This is a genomic window from Natrinema zhouii, from assembly GCF_013456555.2.
Taxonomy (GTDB): Archaea; Halobacteriota; Halobacteria; order Halobacteriales; family Natrialbaceae; genus Natrinema; species Natrinema zhouii.
Window position 1 is genome coordinate 3,737,542 of the sequence record NZ_CP059154.1, and the last position, 17,738, is coordinate 3,755,279.

The window sequence follows — 17,738 nt, forward strand, 5'->3', positions numbered from 1 at the left end:
GCACGTTTTATAGTTATGCTATGGTAACGTTGGTCTCATATGAGCAGCACCGCCGACACGGACGATGTAATCGAGGCCAGCGCTGACGGGATTTCCGTCCGGAAGACGTTTGAAGCGGACAAATTCCCGGTTCCAGCGATCCGCTTCGAGATCGAGTCCGACCGCGACGACCCGGTCACCGTTCAGCTCGCCGAGGACATCCCCGAATCGTTCCAGATGGACAAAGTCGGGTTTCACCCCGACTATAACAGCGACGACTGGACGGCCTACCAGGACAACCACGTCGAGTTCACCACCACGCTCGAGGCGGGTGAGAGCCTCGAGACCGTCTACGGCATTCAGCTCGACGACGAGAGTCGGGCTACGGAGTTCCTGACGGAGCCGTCGATCGTCGAACTCGACGCCGACGACGAGGACCGATCGAAGGCCGAAGAGGTCGACGACGAGGTCATCGGCAACATCGTGTCCGAGGATCGCAATCAGGCCGTCAAGGACATGATCGCCGGCGACTCGGACACCGTCCCCGGGCTCGAGGACGACGACGCTCGAGCTGACGCGGCTGCGGCCGACGAGGCGGTCGACGCGTCAGCGTCGACCGAGGACGAGGATGAGGCACCGACGGGGGATGTAACGGTAGACGAGTCGTCGGACGAGTCGGCAGGACTCGATCTCGATCTGGAGAACATCGACCCCGACCCGGTCGCCGTCGACCCGGACGAGGAGGACGAAGATGACGACACGCCGGATATCGACCTCGGGTTCGAGGAAGAGGAGATTCCGGAGCCCGATGACGATTCGGGAACCACACTCGAGACGGACGCCGATGACGAGCCGAGCGTCGAACTCGATCTCGGGACCGATACTGACGAGTTGGCCGTCGACGACGCAACGGACGACTCCGGAATCGACCTGGGTCTCGAGGATGGGGCCGACGGGGACGACGACTTCGAAGCCGACGACGAGCCGGACGTGTCGATCGAGACGGAAACAGACGACGCGCCCGACGACGGTGAACCCGCCAGTGCGGCCGACGAAGCGGTCGAAGCGGTCGAGGAACAAACGGACACGGGCGACGAATCCGACGAGGCGGTCGAGCCGGACAGCGAACTCGACGAGACGCCCGAGCCGGACAGTGAATCCGCCGAGGATGCCGAACCGACCGACGAACCGGCCGAAGCGGCCGACGACGCCGACTCGGCGGAACCGGCCGCCGCGGCTCCGAACGTCGGTTCCGAAGTCGACGAGTCGATCGCGGCCCGACTCGCAACCGAGATTCGCGATGGAACGGTCGACGACGACGATCTCGAGACGATCCAGACCGAACTCGATCTCGAGCCCTCGGGGCCCGACATCGCGAAAGTCGAGCACCTCCAGTCTCGCGTCGAGGAGGTCACTGCGTATACCGACGCGCTCGAGACGTTCCTCGAGGAGAACGGCACCGGCGCACAGCTCATCGAAGAGCTCCAGACCGATCTCGAGGCGCTCGAGGACGAGTTCGCATCGATGGACGATCGGCTCGCGGGAACGGAGTCGCGGGTCGACGACCTCGACGGAGACATCACGGACCTCTCCGACTGGAACACCGATCTCGAGGCAAACGTGGGCGGCGTCGCGGACGACGTCGACGAACTCGACGAGACCGTGGACGAGCTGGCTGACGACGTCGTGGAGATCGACACCGACGTCGACGACCTCGAAGCCGATCTCGAGGGGACCGAAAGCGAGATCGAGCGCGTCGAAGACGACCTCGAGACGGTCGCTGACGACCTCGAGGACGTCCAGTCGGCTGTCACGGACATCCAGGAGTGGCGCGACCAGCTCGGCTCGATGTTCTCGGACTAACGCGCCGCCGTTCCGGAAACACAACTCGTTTATCCGTCGCCGGTCGAGAACCGGTCGATGGGCGAGACGATACCGATCGCTGTGCCACGCAAGGGGCGACCGCTCGAGTCGGTGCTCGACCGGATCGCGGATCGCCTCGACGTCCCCGAACTCGCGGACGACATCACGTCGACGCTCCGCCACGAGAAGGCGGTCACGAAGGCGACCGTCGATCCCGATGAGGAGGACGTCTACCAACGTCTCGCCGACTACAGTACCGTCGCCGATCCGACCGCACCGGAATACACGCTGTTGCGGGACAATCGTGCAGGCAAACCGCGACGGATCGTCTTCGACAGCGTCACGATCCCGCTTGCGGGCATCGAGGGCGCACCTGACGACGCAGCGATCCAGCTCGTGGGTCGCGAGGAACCGTTCCGCTCGCTTCGAACCCACGAATTCGCGCTCGGGTTCGACAGCGCCGATCTCGTCCTCGAGGAGGTCGTCGAACTCCGACCGGAGCCGCTCAACCGGATCGCCGACGTCAACGCCCGAATCGATCCCTCCGACACCGACGTCCAGGTCATCACCGGGCTCGGCGATACCGTCTATCACACCCTGTTGGCCACGCCCGACGTCGTCCCGTCCACCGAATCGGTCGATCGGGACTTCCTTGAGGCCTACGAGGGGCCGCTCTGCATCGAGCCCAGATACGAACGGCTCGTTCAGGCGGTGCTCGGAACGCGAACGCTCGACGGCGTCGAATTCCGTTACCCCGAGGAGGGCCGCGAGGAGGAAGCGGCCATCGCCGACGCGGGCCTCGGCGTCTACCTGACCGTCACCGGTTCGACCGCACGCGATCACGGCCTCCTGCTGGGCGAGCAACTGTTCCCGAGCGAGACGGTGTTACTCGAGAACGCGGCGGAGACCACCGAGACGGTCGAACTCGTTCGCTCGCTGCTGAACGGGGCCGACCTCGAGACGGAACTCGCGGTCGTCGATCGGGCGCGATAGCGATTCCACCTGTCTCTCAAAGGCTACTCCCAGTTGTGTAGCGAGTCGCGGAAGATTTCCGCGACGTCGTCTTTCGTCACCGGACACGGATTACACCGGAGCAGCCGCTGCTGGGTGTCGACGGTCTGTTCGGCCAGCCAGTCGATCTCGTCTTCGGTGACACCGGCGAGTTCGTGGAGGCCGCTCGGCAGGACGTTCAGATCTCGCTGGAGAGCGACGAACTCCTCGCGTGCTCGACCGGCGGCCGCGCGGGTGCCCAACCCGTCCGTATTCGCACCAAGCATATCCGCGATATCCGCGAAACGATCGGGATCGCTGGCGACGTTGTACCCCAGCGTGCTCGCCGGCGTGAGGACGGCGATGGTCTCTCCGTGGTACGTGTGATACTTGTTCCCCACTGGGTACGCCATCGCGTGACAGAGGCTCGCGCCGGCCGTCAGTCCGGCGATCGCCCCGTACAGCGCGCCCTTCAACATCGCCTCGCGAGCCTCGAGGTCGTCACCGTTGTTGACCGCGCGTCGAACGTTGCTCGAGAGGAGGTCGATCGCCTTCTCGCTGAACAGTTCCGTGAAGCCGGTTCGACCCGCGTACACCGGGCGATCGGCGGGGTCCTCGGGACGGAGCAGTTCGTCGTACCGATGGGTGGTGTATCCCTCGATGGCGTGTCCCAGCGCGTCCATCGCCGTCTTCGCGGTGAGATCCGGCGGAAGCGACGTGGTCAGCGTCGGATCGAGCACCGCCGCATCGGCACGCACGTTGTTGCTCGAGATCCCCTCCTTGATGTCTTTCTCGGCGACGGAAAGGATCGCGACCGGCGAGATTTCCGACCCCGTCCCCGCCGTCGTCGGGAGTAAGACGAGAGGCGGGCCCGAATCCGTCAAGTCCTCGCCGGAGCCGGTCGGCTCGGCCACGTAATCGAGAGTCTCGCCGCCGTTAGCGACGACAGCGCGGGTCGCCTTCGCGGTGTCGAGACAGCTCCCGCCGCCGAGCCCGACGTAGAAGTCGTAGCCGTCTTCGTCCATCTCCTCGCGGACGAACGAGAGACAGTCCTCGACGGCCTCGATCGACGGTTCGCGCTCCGAGTCGTCGTAGATATCGACGTCGAACCCCCTGTCCTCGACGTGGTCGGCGACCCGCCCCGCGTGACCGATCCCGGCGAGGGTTTCGTCGGTTACGATCAGCCCGCGCGCGTCACCGTCGACGCCGAGGTCGTCGAGCTGGAATCCGAGTTCCCTGACCGCGCCGCGACCGACGCGAATCTGAGGCATCTGGACGTGCCAGACGGTTTCCGGGGTGAGTTCGTGGGGGCTGGCGGAGACGGACCTATCGTAGCTCACAGCCCCCACCCCGGCTGCATGGCCTCGAACTGTTCGGGATCGTGTCCGTAGACGATCTCTGCGTCCTGACGCCGCTCGAGTTCCTGAATCCGGCGGAGACTGTCGAACCACTCGGTCTTTCCCCAGAGGAGGTTCGCTCCGAGCGGGATCTCCGCTTCGAAGTTGTCAGCCATGTAGACCTGATCGCCGGTGAAGACGAGCGTTCCCTCGTCGAGGTGGATCATCGTCCCGGTGAGCCCGGGGGTGTGTCCCGGGAAGCGGACGAACTCTATATCTGCGAAGTGTCGCTCGCGGTCCCGGTGTAACACGTGCCAGTTCAGGTCGTGATCGAAGTCCTCGAGGATGTACGCCCCGCTCCCTTCCTCGGTCTTGGCGCTGTAGTAGGCGTACTTGAGTTCCTTTTCGTGGACGAACACCGGGACGTCCGTTCCGTCGAAGAACTCCAAGCCGCCGGCGTGGTCGAGGTGCAGGTGGGTCTGAAAGACGTAATCAATGTCGTCGATTTCGAACCCGGCCTCGTTCAGATCGTCGTCGAGGCGATGCTCATGGGCGTCATAGGGATAAAACGCCTGTAACAATCCTTCGGGCCAGTGTCCCTCGAGCGCGTCGTGATGAGATCCGGTGTCCCAGAGGATCGTCCCCTCGGGGTGATCGATGACGAGACTCCAAACCGGGATTTCGCCGTAGTCGATGTCGGGATTCGGCTCGTCGTGCGTGCCGAGCACGTGGCCTTCCATCATGTAGTTCATATCGACGTCGAGACTGCCGCGATCGAGCACGTGGATGCTAGCATCTACCATAGGACAACACAGGTAAACGCCAACACAGTGACTAATAATCCTTCGGGAGAATTCGCTGCTGGTAGTGAACGTTCGACGGTCTCGAGACTGCTATCTCGACGAAACCGATAGCTCCCATGAGGATCTGGACGGAGAGACAACTATCCGAGACCCCTCGAAAGAGAAGGTATTGGTATAGCTGTATACGATTTACAAGTCCGGAATGAGGCAGATTAATTGAGTACTTTCATAGTAAAACTGAGACACAGCGGACGTTTTTTCGCGAAAAGAAACCTGCGTCAGACGACAATTTCGGACATTTCAACCCCGAACTGAGACGAACGCCGGATAGACGGCGGACCCGAAACTCGACGAGACGGTGGAACGACCGTCCGGGCGTCCGGCCAGCGTCCGGTCACCGGGTGACGGAGTAGACAGACTCGAGATAGGTCTCTCGAACGCGATCTCCCCAGTTGTGGGTGTAGGTATCGATCACGTCGCCAGCGACGTCGCCGCGGAGGTACTGAACGATCCCCCGATCACCGGTTCGGTCCCGGAGATGCGTGGTGAAGAAGTGCCGGAAGTAGTGTGGCGTGACGTTCTCCTTGGTTCCGCCGCCGGTCCGGTACCAGCCGTACTCTCGAGCGTGTTTCTGGACGATATAGCGAACGTCCGACGGTGTCAGCCGTTCGCCCCACGACGACCCGGTATCGAGGAAGAGCGGCTGCGCCGGCGATATGGCGTCGGGGCGGACGGCCAGCCACTCGAGCAACGCCGCTCGAAGCTCGTCGTCGACGGGGACGACCGTATCCCGCTTTCGCTTGTTCGAGGCCGTCCGTTCCTCGCCGTTGACGGTCGTTCCGCGAGCCGGCTCGGACGAGACAAATACCGACGAGGGTCGCCGCTCGAGGCCGACGCGGGGCTCCCACTCGAGGTCGAGTTCCGGCAGTTCGAGGTGCAGATCCCGCAGATCGAGGTTACAGCACTCGCCGACACGCATCCCCGTCTTGAGGAGGGTGACGATGACGCATCGCTCGAGGGGATGCGCGATCGTCGCGACGAACGACCGCATTTCGCCCACCGAGATGTCGCGTCTCGTCGGGTTCGTATCGATCGATTCGGACATCTCCTCCATGACGAGCGCCATCGGATTGTCGTCGAAGGCACCGACGCGGGTCATGTAGTCGTAGAATCGGTTGAGATAGGACGCGTACGACGCGATCGTGCTGTCTTCGAACGCGCCGCGTAGCGAGTGGATCCAGGCCATACACTCCCGACGCTGGGCCCCGCCGACCGTGTCGACGTCGAAGCGCTCGGCTAGAAACGTCTCGAACTGCCGAAGCACCCGCTCGTAGGCCTCGAGCGTCCGTTCGCTCTTGCCGTGATAGCGCTGGTCGTCGAGGAAGTACGCGATCGGATCCGTCACGTCTGCCGGCGCATCGCCGGTGGGCTCAGTCGCCATCGCCACCACCGTCGACGGTCGTGTATCCATCGTGGCGTCCGCTGTATCGAATTCGGTTGTTCGATTGGAGTTCCTCGAGCGTCTCGTCCAGTCGCGACTCGATATCGTCGGACACCGCCTCAAGTAGTTCGTCCCACGAATACGTGTCAGCCGAGAGCAGTTTGAGGACCCGTGTTTCGAGGCCGTTACCCCCAGGGTCTGGGTCCGGAGAATCGGGTTCCGCAGAGCCGGATTCGAACCCCTTTCGCCCCGCCTGCACCATCGTCCGAACGAACTCGCTCTGGCTCATGTCGAGGTCGTCGGCGTGAGATTGCCACTCCGATTTCTGGTAGGCCGGGACGTAGGTCTTGACAGCGGCTCGAGATGTGTCCGCCGAATCGCTCATACGCCATCCATCAAACGCGATGATCTTCAATCTACCCATTATTCGAGCTAAGTGAGTTTATCTCAACTGGCAGGATCAGTCTATCGCCGAATTGGGCCCTATTATCGGAGATAAGTATCTATAGTAGTGATACGAGAGGAGATATTGAATATTGGGGTGTAGTGTTATAGTTTAAGATATAATGATAGTGAGCAGCTGGGTGGCCGAAGCGCTTCCGTCGCTCGTGACGTGAAATCGTCGAGCGCCAACCTGTGAATGTAGTCGATTTCACTCACGTATCGCGACTCGTTCAGTGACCATCAATCGAGAAAGCAGTCTCGGCTCGGACCTGTTCCAGCGACGAACGCCACTGGTCTCGTAGACGCCGCTCGCGTTCGGCCGGATCACGCACCACCTCTCGGGCGATAGCCTGTCACTGCCTACCGGACGATCGACTCGACAGCGCTCTTCGTTTCCAAACGATCTGCAGCCGATCGTCCAGCCGTGGCTATCGGAGAGTCCGAACCTCGATTACGAACTCAGCTCGAGTCGATATCTCTTCGCTCATCGCCCGGATAAAGGGCATCTTCTCAGTTTGTGGAGGGACAGCAGTAGCATCGGATAGGAGCCGAGCGAGCCGGCCGACCGCCCGACCGCGAGGCGGAGTCAGCACGGACTGGCCGCTTCAAGCGCGCGCACTCTCGGCGAGACCTCCTTGAGTCACAGCCACTGAGTTGCGAGTTCAGCGTTGGACGATGACTGTCCTCTAGCCGACGCTGTGCTGAACCTCGATATCGGCGTCGTCGACGGTCGATTTCATCGGTCCGGACCAGACACCGTAGACGTCGATACGCAAGCCGTTCCGGACATCAGCTATAGTAAGAACTGAAACGATTCACAGACCGATCACACAGCCAGCGATCGATGTGCAATGACGGTCAGTGGCTGCTATAGTTCTGCCACGCTCTGTTGTCCGCCATTTGGACTGCAGTACTCCCGTGCTCGAGTCGATTCCAAGCCGTCTGTAGTGACCCTCTCGGAACCATCTCAGTCAGACAAGGGGTAAATACCGTATACGACTCGAGTCGGACCAGGACGGCGTGAACGGCGTTTCAGCAACTGGTATCCCTTGGGACCGAACTTGGTTATGCTAGCTCCTCACGGGCCGCTGTGGCTCTTGAACTCGACACGAGTGTAATCGCTCGGCAAGCGATGCGTTGTCCGGGAGAGATGTCATAGAGTTGTAGTCTTTGGAGTCGTGCACTGTCTGCTCTCGAACTCATGAATTGTATGTTGCTATACGTATTGTGTGGGCGCTGAAAACACACAGTTTCGGGAACCGCACCCAATTCGTCGTGACTTCGGACGGTACGCACCGATTCTCAGCAGTGTTCTCCAACGATCCGGTAGTGAGTGCGATTCCCCCGGTCAATCGCGGTACGGCTACCTCGGCGGTAGTTATTCCCCGCTGGTGTTCGTCGTTCCGGTATGGCTGATATGACCGTCGAGGAGGCGATGGAAACGTACGGACCGTCCGAACTCACTCGTGACGATCTACTGGTGCTCGAGGATCCACAGTACACCGCCGAGAACGTCGCGATCGTAACGGGGGCCGGCTCGGGTATCGGGCAGGCGACCGCGCTGGCCTTCGCGGCGAACGACTTGACAGTCGTCGCGACGGACCGCGACGAAGACGGACTCGCCGAAACGCAGACGCAAGCCGAGGAACTGTCGCTTCCGGGCGAACTCGTCACGGTTATTGGAGATCTGACCGACGACACCGATCTCGAGCGGATCGTCGACGAGGCGGCCGAACAGGGCAACGTTCGGTATCTGGCCAACATCGCCGGGATCCAGACCGTCGCGCCCATCGAATCGTTCCCGCTCGAGAAGTACGACCTGATGCACGACGTCATGCAGCGGGCACCGATGGTGCTCTCGAAACACTGCCTGCCACACTTTCGCGACAACGAGGACGGCAACGGTGTCGTCGCGAACATGTGCTCGGTCCACGGCCACATCGTGACGCGGGACAAGGTCGCGTACAACACGACAAAGTTCGGGCTCCGGGGGCTGACCCAGTCGATCGCCGCCGAGGGCGAGGGGGACGTGCGAGCGTTCACCATCAGCACCGCCTACGTCAAGACGGCGCTCGTCGCGAAACAGCTCCCCGACACGGCCGATCGGCGCGATATGACCGTCGACGAGGTCGTCGAAAACGTGATGCTCGAGCGCACTCGCGTCAAGGAGATGATGGAGCCGTACGAGGTCGCGAACTTGTTCGTGATGGGCTGTTCACACCACAGCAAGCATCTCAACGGCGGCGACATGACCCACGAGGGCGGGATGAGTCTAACCTACTGACCCCCGGAGGAACTCACGGATCCTCGAAGTAGTTCGTCGGCCGCGCGTCGGCGGGCCGATCGGCGAGGAAGGAGTCGGCACGCTCGCGGCCGGTTCGGAACAGCGCGTCGATGAGGTGGGGCGATCGGTCGAGTTTCGTCGACCACCGGAGTTCCTCGTCGAATCTCACACGCCGGACGTCGGTGTGCGTGTATCGGTCCGGCAGATAGCCCGCGTCGACCCACTCGTTGACCTGCTCGATGAATTCGACCTCCTGCTCGAGCGCGGTGTTGCCGCTGAGTTCGTTGCGCCGGTCGGCGATTTCGGCCTGCGAACGGGGGACGTTCGACCGACTGGACGGGTTGATCTGGATGAGCCAGACTTCGTCGGGATCCGGAATGTCGTCGGCCGTCGAGAAGTCCCGGACTGGCGGGTTCTTCGAGAAGAGTCCGTCCCAGTAGTGCCCGCCATCAATATCGACGGCGTCGAAGAGGCCAGGCTCGGCGGCGCTGGCCAGAAGAGTGTCGGCGGTCATCTCGTGGCCTCGAAAGACGCGAAAGTCGCCGGTCAGTACCTCGATCGCACTCACCAGTAACGCCGGGAGGACGATCCCTTCGGTCCGTCGACGCTCTCGAATGGTATCGCTGAGCGATCGGACGCGTTCGAAGTCGACGTGGCGGTTCAACAGCGATCGAAGCTCCCGCTGTGCCATCGTCCCTGCGGGCGTCTGCGTGGGACTATACTGTGGCAACCCGATCCCCATCGTGCGAAGCTCGGTCAATCGGACTGCGAAGTCGTTCACGAGGCGCTCGGTCAGCGTCGTCGCTTTCAGGTCGTTCCAGAACTCGCCGAGCAGCGCAGCGGGGGCGAGTTCCGGGTCGACGTGTCCGTACCAGCCTAGGAGCGCACATATCGCGCCGCCGGACGTTCCCGAGAAGCCGACGAGTTCGTACTCCGGCCGGGCGATTTCCGGAAGGAGTCGCTGGAGTGCCCCCGCAGTGAACGCCGTGTGGCTGCCACCGCCCTGACAGGCGATCGCGATCTTCGTCGGCTCGTCGCTCATTCCGTGGCCGTTTCGGAGTCGAGGTCATGTAACTGTCCCTCTCGAGCGAGCAGTTTCGCGTCGATCGGCGGCTCAGCTCTCGTCGTCGGGCTCCTCCGACGGCTCCTCGGTCGGCGAGTCGCTCTCGCCCGAGTCCCGAAACCACCGCCCGACCGTCCGCTGGCGCTGGCGCGCCCGGAGACGGTCCTGTAACCGCTCTTCGATGACGGCCTGTAGCTCGAGGCCCCGATCCGTATCCACGTCGTAGGCGGTCGCGGCCCGGCCGAGCAGCGAGGCGGAGCTGGCGGTGTCGGCGGTGACGCTGGCGAGCCCCCGTCGGCGCTGGAAGATCGTCGCCTGGTGGAGGACGGCCTGCACTCGATAGTAGGGGACGACCTTCGTCGTCCGCCGCCAGAAGCCCGTGCGCGTGAGGAAGTAGCGATCGTCGATGCGGTAGCCCCGGCTCGACCACTTCAGGTGGGCGGCGAACGGGGCGAGGACGGCGAGGGCGGCGAGGACGTACCACTGACGGACGACCGTCGTATACCGCGCCAGCAGATACGCGCCGACGACGACGGCGGCGACGACGAGTAGGTATCTGACCACGTATCGTTCGCGAGCGCGACGCGGCGGCGACTCGAGGTCGACCGGGCCGAACGGTTCGATCGCGCGCGCGAGCGTTCGCACTCGGGTGGCGTCGGCGAGCGGGATCGCGGACTCCGTGCCGCGGGAATCGGACTGCCCGGGCGCGTAGCCGGCCGTCTCGACGCTCAGCGCGGCGTAGCCGAACCAGCGGAAGGGGATCGATTCCGAGATGGTCAGGGTCTGTACTTTCTCGAGCGGAATCGTCCCACTGTAGCGCTGGAGGAGCCCCCGTTCGTAGTAGAGTTCGTCGTCGACGCGAGTGAGCCGGAAGCCGTAGTATCGGGTGAACGTGAGGATCGCACTGACGATCCAGGCGGCGAGCACGAAGAGCAAGAGCCCCCAGGCGAGGAGGAACAGCCCCGTCGCCGGGCCTGGCAGACCCGCGATTCGGTCGGTCGGAAGCAACGTTTCGGGATCGAACCCGCTGGCGAACGAGAGCGCGATCCCGCCCAGCACGCTGGCTCCCGGATCGATGGTGAAGACGCTCAGAATAGCGAGTTCGCGCGGGCGGATCTCGAACAGGATTTCTTCGTCTTCGGCCGGCTCCGTGGCGGATTCGGCCGCGTCCGCTTCACTCTCGAGTGCCGTCTCGTCGTCCCCTTCGGTCCGCTCGGCGCCCGCGCCACCTCGCAGTTGCCGTCTGAGGTGGCGAGCTTCGGACTCGTCGACGTACTGGAGACTGACCTCGGTTTCGCCGCCGCCGGCGGTTTCGATGTGGACGGCCGCAATCCCGAGGATCCGTTCGATCACGTTCTGCCTGATATCGACGTTCTGGACCCGTCCGAGGGGAAGCTCGCGGTCCCGACGCGAGATCACGCCGGAGGTGACGTCGAACGTGTCCGCGGTGAGTTCGTACCGGAATCGCTGGTAGTAGGCGAACTCGTAGACGATTCCCGTAACGACCCCGAACAGGACGAGGCCGAACACCGAGAGCAGATTCATTCCGTTGCCGCCGGGCGAGACGATGATGCCGATGACAAAGAAGACGAAGCCGGTGTTGAGGCTGCGCGAGAGCGATCTGACGGCGATCGACGCCGGATGGAGTTTCCTCATACAGCGTCTTCACCCGCGCTCTCGATCGCGAGTTGGCGCAGTGATTCCTGTAGCTCCTCGGCGCGTGCCGGCGTCAGGCCGGGAATCGCGACGTCCGAACTCCGCGAGCCGGCCGTGTACACCACGACCGTCGCGAGGCCGACGGTTCGCTCGAGCGGCGAGCGCCGGGAGTCGACGTGCTGGACCCGGACGTAGGGGACGACAGTCTTGGTTCGCGTGAAGACGCCCCGTTCGATGTAGAGGTCGTCGTCCCGGAGGTCGAACCGCCAGACACCGTAGCGCTGCCAGGCGATATAGATTCGAACGATGGCGAGTGAGACGGCGATCACGGCGGCGGCCGGGAGAAGTGCTGCCGGCGCAGCGGGCCAGAGATCGGTGCGGAAGAGCGCGATCGTTCCACCGACGATGAGGCCGCCGAAAATCGCGGCTCGAACGATCGCGAGGCCGAGCCAGACTCCTCGAACTCGCGGGGTGAGCCGTTCCATACGTCTTATGACGGAACATATGTGATTAAAGGGTTGGAAAGCGGCGGCGGTTTGCAGGCCGTGAGATACCGCCCCGCCTGCGATCGCGTTCGATTCGATCACCCTCGAGTGGCTGCGTGTCCCACGAGTAATATGGATGTGGCAGCAGTCGAACTTATCGGCAGGATCGTTGAACACAGGTCAGCCGTATCCCCGCCGTCGTGATGTCGACAGTCTCCGCTCCCGAGTGAGGGGAGGCTACAAGCGATCGGCGACGACAGAACGGCACTGCACGGGGACGTCCAGCTATCGCTCGAGGAGGAGAGCGCGAGAAGACTGCGTAGAAACTGGTCGTCTCTCAGTGGGTTGTCGTCCGCACGTCCTCGACGTGATAGAGGTCATCCTGGAGTCCGTCGCCATCACAGTCCTCGTTCGGGCACGCGTAGTGCCAGCCGTCTTGGGTCGCCGTCCCCTCTCGGAACCGCTCCCCACATACCTGACAGAAGAGTTGCCCCTTTTTGCACGTATCTCGGTGTAACTCGAGGGCGAGTTCGGTCTGGAACGACTGGTTGCAGTTGCGACAGGTGTGCATATTTCGTCTGACGCGAGCATCCGCAAAAACTGCTTGGTTATTTTATTCCACCGTATTCCGAGGTGATCCGGCGTCACTGCCACGATTTGCTGGGGACTGACTGGCAAAAAAGACAAGCCAAATTGCGTGTTTACTCGCCCTCGAGTATCTCGGTGGGTGGTAGATCGACTCGCTACTGTCCCCCGCGACCACGCCGTTCGAAAGATTATCACGTATATGATAGTATCGCCATTTAACTGCTGCGCTCGAGGTCGAGTTCCCCGACTGATTTGTGTTTGCCGAGACAATGATCGGATAATGAACTCGCTCGTCATCGGTGGGCGACTGTTCGCAGGCGTATTACTCATCTTGGCGAACGCCTTCTTCGTCGCTATCGAGTTCGCGCTGACCCGCGCTCGACAGTTCACCGAGGAGGAATTCGTCGGTGGCAACCCCAAACTCGAGCGGGCGTGGGAGATGACGGACGACCTCGAGCTCTATCTCACGACGTGTCAGGTGGGGATTACGGCCTCGAGTATCGCTGTCGGGATCGTCGCCGAACCCGCGCTGGCGGCCATCTTCGAGCCGCTGTTCGCGAACACGGCGCTGGCCTCGATCGGAAGCGGAGCGATCCTCGCCTTCCTCATCATTAACCTCGTCCACCTGACCCACGGCGAGCAGACGCCGACGTATCTCGGCGTCGAACGGTCGCGAATGGTCTGTCGATACGGTGCCGCGCCGCTGTACTGGTTTCACTGGATCATTTCGCCGGTCATCACGCTCGGCGACGGCATCGCGAAACTGACGCTCAAACTCTTCGGGATCGAGATGACCGGCGCGTGGCTCGAGACCGAGGAGGACGTCATCGAGTCCCGGGCGGACCTCCGGAACCGACTCGGTTCGGTCCTCGAGGAAGGGGACATGTCCGACGAGCGCCGCGAGGAGGTGATGAACGCCTTCCAGATCGGCGAGCAGTCTATCAGCGAGCTGATGGTACCGCCCGAGGAGATCGTCGCGCTGTCGACCGAAAACGATACCGAGGAAAACTTCCGGAAGATGGAGGAGCGACCGCAGACCCGGTACCCGCTAGTCGGCGAGAAGCTGACGGACTTCCGCGGAATCGTCTACACGCCGGTTTTCGTCAGGCACCGCGAGGAACTAGCGGACGGCACCGTCGACTTCGCCGAACTGGCGGCACCGCCAATGACGCTCTCCCCCGACGTGGACGTCAGCGACGCTGTTGACCAGTTTCAGGCCGAGAATCAGGAACTCGCGCTGGTGATCGAGGACGGGGAAATCGTCGGACTGGTGACCGTGACCGACCTGCTCGAGGCGGTGATGGGCGATATCGAGGACCCGCTCGATGAGGGGCGAATCGATCCAATCGACCGCTGACTGAGCGTCGACGGGCCGGCCAGTGCGCGTGTCCAGCTTTTCCGTTTCTCGATGGAACTGGTACCCATGTACGGCGATATTTTAGTTCCAACCGACGGGAGTGACTCGAGCGCGGCGGCGGTCGAACAGGCCGTCGCGATAGCCAAGGGCGGAACGACGACGGTCCATTTCCTCCACGTCGTGGACGTGGGGACGGAGATGTCCGCATCCGCGTCGGGCAACATCGCATCTCAGCTCACGGAGACGCTCAAGGAGGAAGCCGAATCGGCCCTCGACGAGGCCATAAGTCGGGCGGAATCGGCGGGCGTGGATTACGAGCGGATCACGCGCGAGGGCGACCCCCACGAGGTGATCGAAGCGTACAGCGCCGAACACGATGTCGATCTCATTATCATGGGAGCGAGCGGCCGCTCGGGGTTGAAAGAACGCCTCCTCGGGAGCACGACCGATCGCGTTATTCGAACCGTCGATACGTCGGTCCTTATCGCGCGTCCCTGAGCACCGAGCGAGTCGAAACGATACCGAAACGGACGGCTGACAGGCTGGCCTGATCCGGCTCAGTCGTCCTGTCCGAGAATGCCGCGCTCGGTCATCTTCCGGGCGTCGAGCACCTCGTCGGCCTCCTCCTCGGTGAGATACCCCTTCTCGAGGACGACTTCGCGAACGGTCTTGTCCTCCTTGAGCGCAGTCTTGGCGACCTCGCTGGCCTTGTCGTAGCCGATGTGGACGTTCAGCGAGGTGGCCATCGCCATCGACTGCTCGACTCGCGACTCGCAGTACTCCTCGTTGGCCTCGAGTTTCCGGACGAAGCGCTCGCCGAACACCTGACTTGCGTTCGAGATGAGTTCAGCCGACTCGAGGAAGTTGTGCGCCAGGACGGGCTTGTAGAGGTTGAGGTCGATCTGGCCCTCCGCCGCGCCGGCGGAGACGGCAGCGTCGTTGCCGACGACCTGCTTGTGAACCTGATTGACGGCCTCGGCGACGACCGGGTTGATCTTACCGGGCATGATCGAGGAGCCGGGCTGGTTCTCGGGCTGTTCGATCTCGCCGAGCCCGTTTCGCGGACCGGAGGCGAGGAGTCGGAGGTCGTTGGCGATCTTGTTCAACGAACCGGCCACAGTTCGAAGGGCGCCGTGGGCCTCGCTCATCGCGTCGTGGGCGGCCTGGGCCTCGAAGTGGTTGTCGGCCTCGCGGAACTGGACGCCGGTCTCCTTCGTGATGTACTCCGCGGCGCGACCGGGGAACTCCTCGTGGGTGTTCAGCCCCGTGCCGGTCGCGGTACCACCGAGCGCGAGTTCACCGAGGTGGTCGCGAACGCCATCGACGCGCGCCAACCCCTTCGCGACCTGCGTCCGGTAGCCGCCGAACTCCTGGCCCAGCGTGACCGGCGTCGCGTCCTGCAGGTGGGTTCGACCCGTCTTGACGACATCGTCGAACTCCTCCTCTTTCTCCTCGAGCGCCTCGCGGAGGGTGTCGAGTGCCGGGATAACGTCCTTCTCGACGGCCTCGAGGGAGGCGACGTGCATCGCGGTCGGGATGACGTCGTTGGACGACTGGCCGTAGTTGACGTGGTCGTTGGGGTGGACGACGCGGTCGCCGATCTCGCTGCCCATGAGTTCGGCGGCGCGGTTGGCGATGACCTCGTTGGCGTTCATGTTCGAGGAGGTTCCGGAGCCGGTCTGGAAGATGTCGACCGGGAACTGGTCGTCGTGCTCGCCGGCGATGACCTCGTCGGCGGCCTCGACGATCGCCTCGGCGACGTCGTCGTCGACGAGGCCGAGGTCGCGGTTGGCCTGTGCGGCGGCCTTCTTGACGACGCCGAGCCCGCGGACGAACCGGCGGCTGAACGTGATCCCCGAGATGGGGAAGTTCTGGATCGCACGCTGAGTCTGTGCGCCCCAGTAGGCGTCCGATGGTACCTGCATCTCGCCGAGACTGTCGCGTTCGACTCTGTAATCCTCGCTCATGTGCGGTGCGTTGACGGCCGGGTGCGTAAAATCCACCGGTCTGATTCTGGGCCCCGATGCAGGCCCGCGTAACCGTACTGACGTGCACCGTACCGATATTCCAGTGGGCATCCGGTCAACCCCTCTCAAATTAAACCATTCACTCAGAACATAATTAATTTTGAAAACTATTAAGTAGGACCCATACAATCTATCATGTGTGATTCGCAGTGACTGACGCTAACAAGGTACCACGGAGAACGGTGCTGAAAGGGGTAGGTGCAGCGGGGCTCGCCGGTCTCGCAGGATGTACGGGCGGTGGCGACGACACGCTCGAGCTCCTCCACGGATGGACCGGCGGCGACGGGAAAGAGGCCGCCGACGCGCTCTTCTCGACGTTCGAGGACGAGCACTCGGACGTCGACTACGATCCGAACCCGATCGGTGGCGGTGGAAACACGACGCTCGACCAGACGGTCTCCAACCGCCTCCAGGGCGGCGATCCGCCGAGTTCGTTCGCCGGCTGGCCGGGTGCGAACCTGGAGCAGTACGGGGACGCCGTCGGCGACATCGAGTCGGAGGTCTGGGACGAGGCCGGCCTGAAGGACACCCACGTCGAGGAAGCGGTCGAACTCTGCCAGCACAACGGCGGTTTCTCGGCGGTCCCGCTCGGCTCCCACCGCCTGAACGACCTCTTCTACAACGTCGAGGTCCTCGAGAGCGCCGGCGTCGATCCGGAGTCGATCGACAGCGCCGACGCCTTCATCGACGCGCTCGACGCCGTCGAATCGGAGACCGACGCGACGCCGTTCGGGTTCTCGCTCGCGACGTGGTGTATCCTCCAGACGTGGGCGCAGACGATGCTCGGCGAACACGGCTACGAGGCCTACACGAACTTCATCGAGGGCAACGGCGACGAGAGCGCCGTCCGCGACACCTTCGAGAAGCTCGAGCAGCTCCTCGGCTACATCAACAACGACGCGGCCTCCGTCGAATTCACCGAAGTCAATCAGGACATCATGGGCGGCGACGCCGCGTTCGTCCACCAGGGCAACTGGGCCGCCGGCGCGTACATCGCGGATGACAGGGATCTCACGTACGGCGAAGATTGGGACGCGATCCGGTACCCCGGTACGGAGGATTACTACACCCTCCACATCGACTCGTTCATCTACCCGAGCGACAATCCGACGCCCGACGACACCGCGACCTGGTTACAGTTCGTCGGCTCCGAAACGGCGCAAGTCGCGTACAACCAGTACAAGGGGTCGATCCCGACGGTAACGGACGCGTCTACCGACGATTTCAACCCTTACCTCACGGAGACGATCGAGGACTTCAATAACGTCTCGGAGAAGCCGCCGACGCTCGCACACGGCCTCGCCGTGGACACGACCACCCAAGACGACCTCGAGGAAGCCCTCAACCAAAACTTCGCGGACCCCTACGATGTCGACGGTGCGACGAGCGGGTTCATGGACGCCGTCTAACTCGTTCCAAGA

General features: G+C 62.9%; 15 protein-coding genes. 6 read left to right on the forward strand and 9 right to left on the reverse strand.

Features of this window, described 5'->3' with window-relative positions:
- Window positions 1-39: 39 nt before the first annotated feature.
- On the forward strand, window positions 40-1,842 hold the full coding sequence (locus HYG81_RS37275) for an AAA family ATPase (protein WP_180841198.1): 1,803 nt from the start codon (window positions 40-42) through the stop codon (window positions 1,840-1,842).
- 57 nt (window positions 1,843-1,899) lie between these two features.
- Entirely contained in the window at window positions 1,900-2,835 is a 936-nt protein-coding gene (locus HYG81_RS37280) for a phosphoribosyltransferase HisG-related protein (protein WP_180841199.1), read from the forward strand.
- Window positions 2,836-2,858: 23 nt separating this feature from the next.
- Here the strand turns inward: HYG81_RS37280 and HYG81_RS37285 are convergent, their stop codons facing one another.
- The 4 genes from HYG81_RS37285 to HYG81_RS37300 form a co-directional block, all read right to left on the reverse strand.
- Window positions 2,859-4,172, reverse strand: coding sequence for a hydroxyacid-oxoacid transhydrogenase (locus HYG81_RS37285; RefSeq protein WP_180841200.1), 1,314 nt, complete (start codon window positions 4,170-4,172; stop codon window positions 2,859-2,861).
- On the reverse strand, window positions 4,169-4,972 hold the full coding sequence (locus tag HYG81_RS37290; protein WP_180841201.1) for an N-acyl homoserine lactonase family protein: 804 nt from the start codon (window positions 4,970-4,972) through the stop codon (window positions 4,169-4,171). The genes HYG81_RS37285 and HYG81_RS37290 overlap by 4 nt, the downstream gene beginning before the upstream one ends.
- A 394-nt stretch (window positions 4,973-5,366) precedes the next feature.
- A complete protein-coding gene (locus HYG81_RS37295; RefSeq protein WP_180841202.1) occupies window positions 5,367-6,413 on the reverse strand; it encodes a tyrosine-type recombinase/integrase in 1,047 nt (348 codons plus the stop codon).
- Window positions 6,403-6,798: a DUF5805 domain-containing protein gene (locus HYG81_RS37300; protein WP_180841203.1), complete on the reverse strand. Its 396-nt coding sequence runs from the start codon at window positions 6,796-6,798 to the stop codon at window positions 6,403-6,405. Before HYG81_RS37300 ends, HYG81_RS37295 begins: the two co-directional genes overlap by 11 nt.
- Before the next feature lie 1,476 nt (window positions 6,799-8,274).
- Here HYG81_RS37300 and HYG81_RS37305 point away from each other — a divergent pair.
- Entirely contained in the window at window positions 8,275-9,141 is an 867-nt protein-coding gene (locus tag HYG81_RS37305) for an SDR family NAD(P)-dependent oxidoreductase (protein WP_180843065.1), read from the forward strand.
- Window positions 9,142-9,154: 13 nt separating this feature from the next.
- On the opposite strand, the gene HYG81_RS37310 is transcribed toward HYG81_RS37305, so the two are convergent.
- The 4 genes from HYG81_RS37310 to HYG81_RS37325 all read right to left on the reverse strand — a co-directional run bounded on the left by HYG81_RS37310 (window position 9,155) and on the right by HYG81_RS37325 (window position 12,916).
- On the reverse strand, window positions 9,155-10,183 hold the full coding sequence (locus HYG81_RS37310; RefSeq protein WP_180841204.1) for a patatin-like phospholipase family protein: 1,029 nt from the start codon (window positions 10,181-10,183) through the stop codon (window positions 9,155-9,157).
- A gap of 72 nt (window positions 10,184-10,255) precedes the next feature.
- Window positions 10,256-11,860: a PH domain-containing protein gene (locus HYG81_RS37315; RefSeq protein WP_180841205.1), complete on the reverse strand. Its 1,605-nt coding sequence runs from the start codon at window positions 11,858-11,860 to the stop codon at window positions 10,256-10,258.
- Window positions 11,857-12,345, reverse strand: coding sequence for a PH domain-containing protein (locus HYG81_RS37320; RefSeq protein WP_180841206.1), 489 nt, complete (start codon window positions 12,343-12,345; stop codon window positions 11,857-11,859). The genes HYG81_RS37315 and HYG81_RS37320 overlap by 4 nt, the downstream gene beginning before the upstream one ends.
- 337 nt (window positions 12,346-12,682) lie before the next feature.
- On the reverse strand, window positions 12,683-12,916 hold the full coding sequence (locus HYG81_RS37325; protein ID WP_180841207.1) for an HVO_2901 family zinc finger protein: 234 nt from the start codon (window positions 12,914-12,916) through the stop codon (window positions 12,683-12,685).
- Window positions 12,917-13,213: 297 nt separating this feature from the next.
- Here HYG81_RS37325 and HYG81_RS37330 point away from each other — a divergent pair, with 297 nt between their 5' ends.
- Both HYG81_RS37330 and HYG81_RS37335 read left to right on the forward strand, forming a co-directional pair.
- Window positions 13,214-14,290 (forward strand): CNNM domain-containing protein, encoded by a 1,077-nt coding sequence (locus HYG81_RS37330; protein WP_180841208.1) that lies wholly within the window; start codon window positions 13,214-13,216, stop codon window positions 14,288-14,290.
- Between the two features lie 66 nt (window positions 14,291-14,356).
- Window positions 14,357-14,788 carry a universal stress protein gene (locus HYG81_RS37335; protein WP_180841209.1) on the forward strand — a complete coding sequence of 144 codons (432 nt, stop codon included), beginning with the start codon at window positions 14,357-14,359 and terminating at the stop codon, window positions 14,786-14,788.
- Between the two features lie 59 nt (window positions 14,789-14,847).
- Here HYG81_RS37335 and HYG81_RS37340 read toward each other — a convergent pair whose 3' ends face one another.
- Window positions 14,848-16,257 carry a class II fumarate hydratase gene (locus tag HYG81_RS37340; protein WP_180841210.1) on the reverse strand — a complete coding sequence of 470 codons (1,410 nt, stop codon included), beginning with the start codon at window positions 16,255-16,257 and terminating at the stop codon, window positions 14,848-14,850.
- Window positions 16,258-16,466: 209 nt separating this feature from the next.
- Here HYG81_RS37340 and HYG81_RS37345 point away from each other — a divergent pair, with 209 nt between their 5' ends.
- Window positions 16,467-17,726, forward strand: a complete 1,260-nt coding sequence (locus HYG81_RS37345) for an ABC transporter substrate-binding protein (protein ID WP_180841211.1) — start codon at window positions 16,467-16,469, stop codon at window positions 17,724-17,726.
- Window positions 17,727-17,738 lie beyond the last annotated feature (12 nt).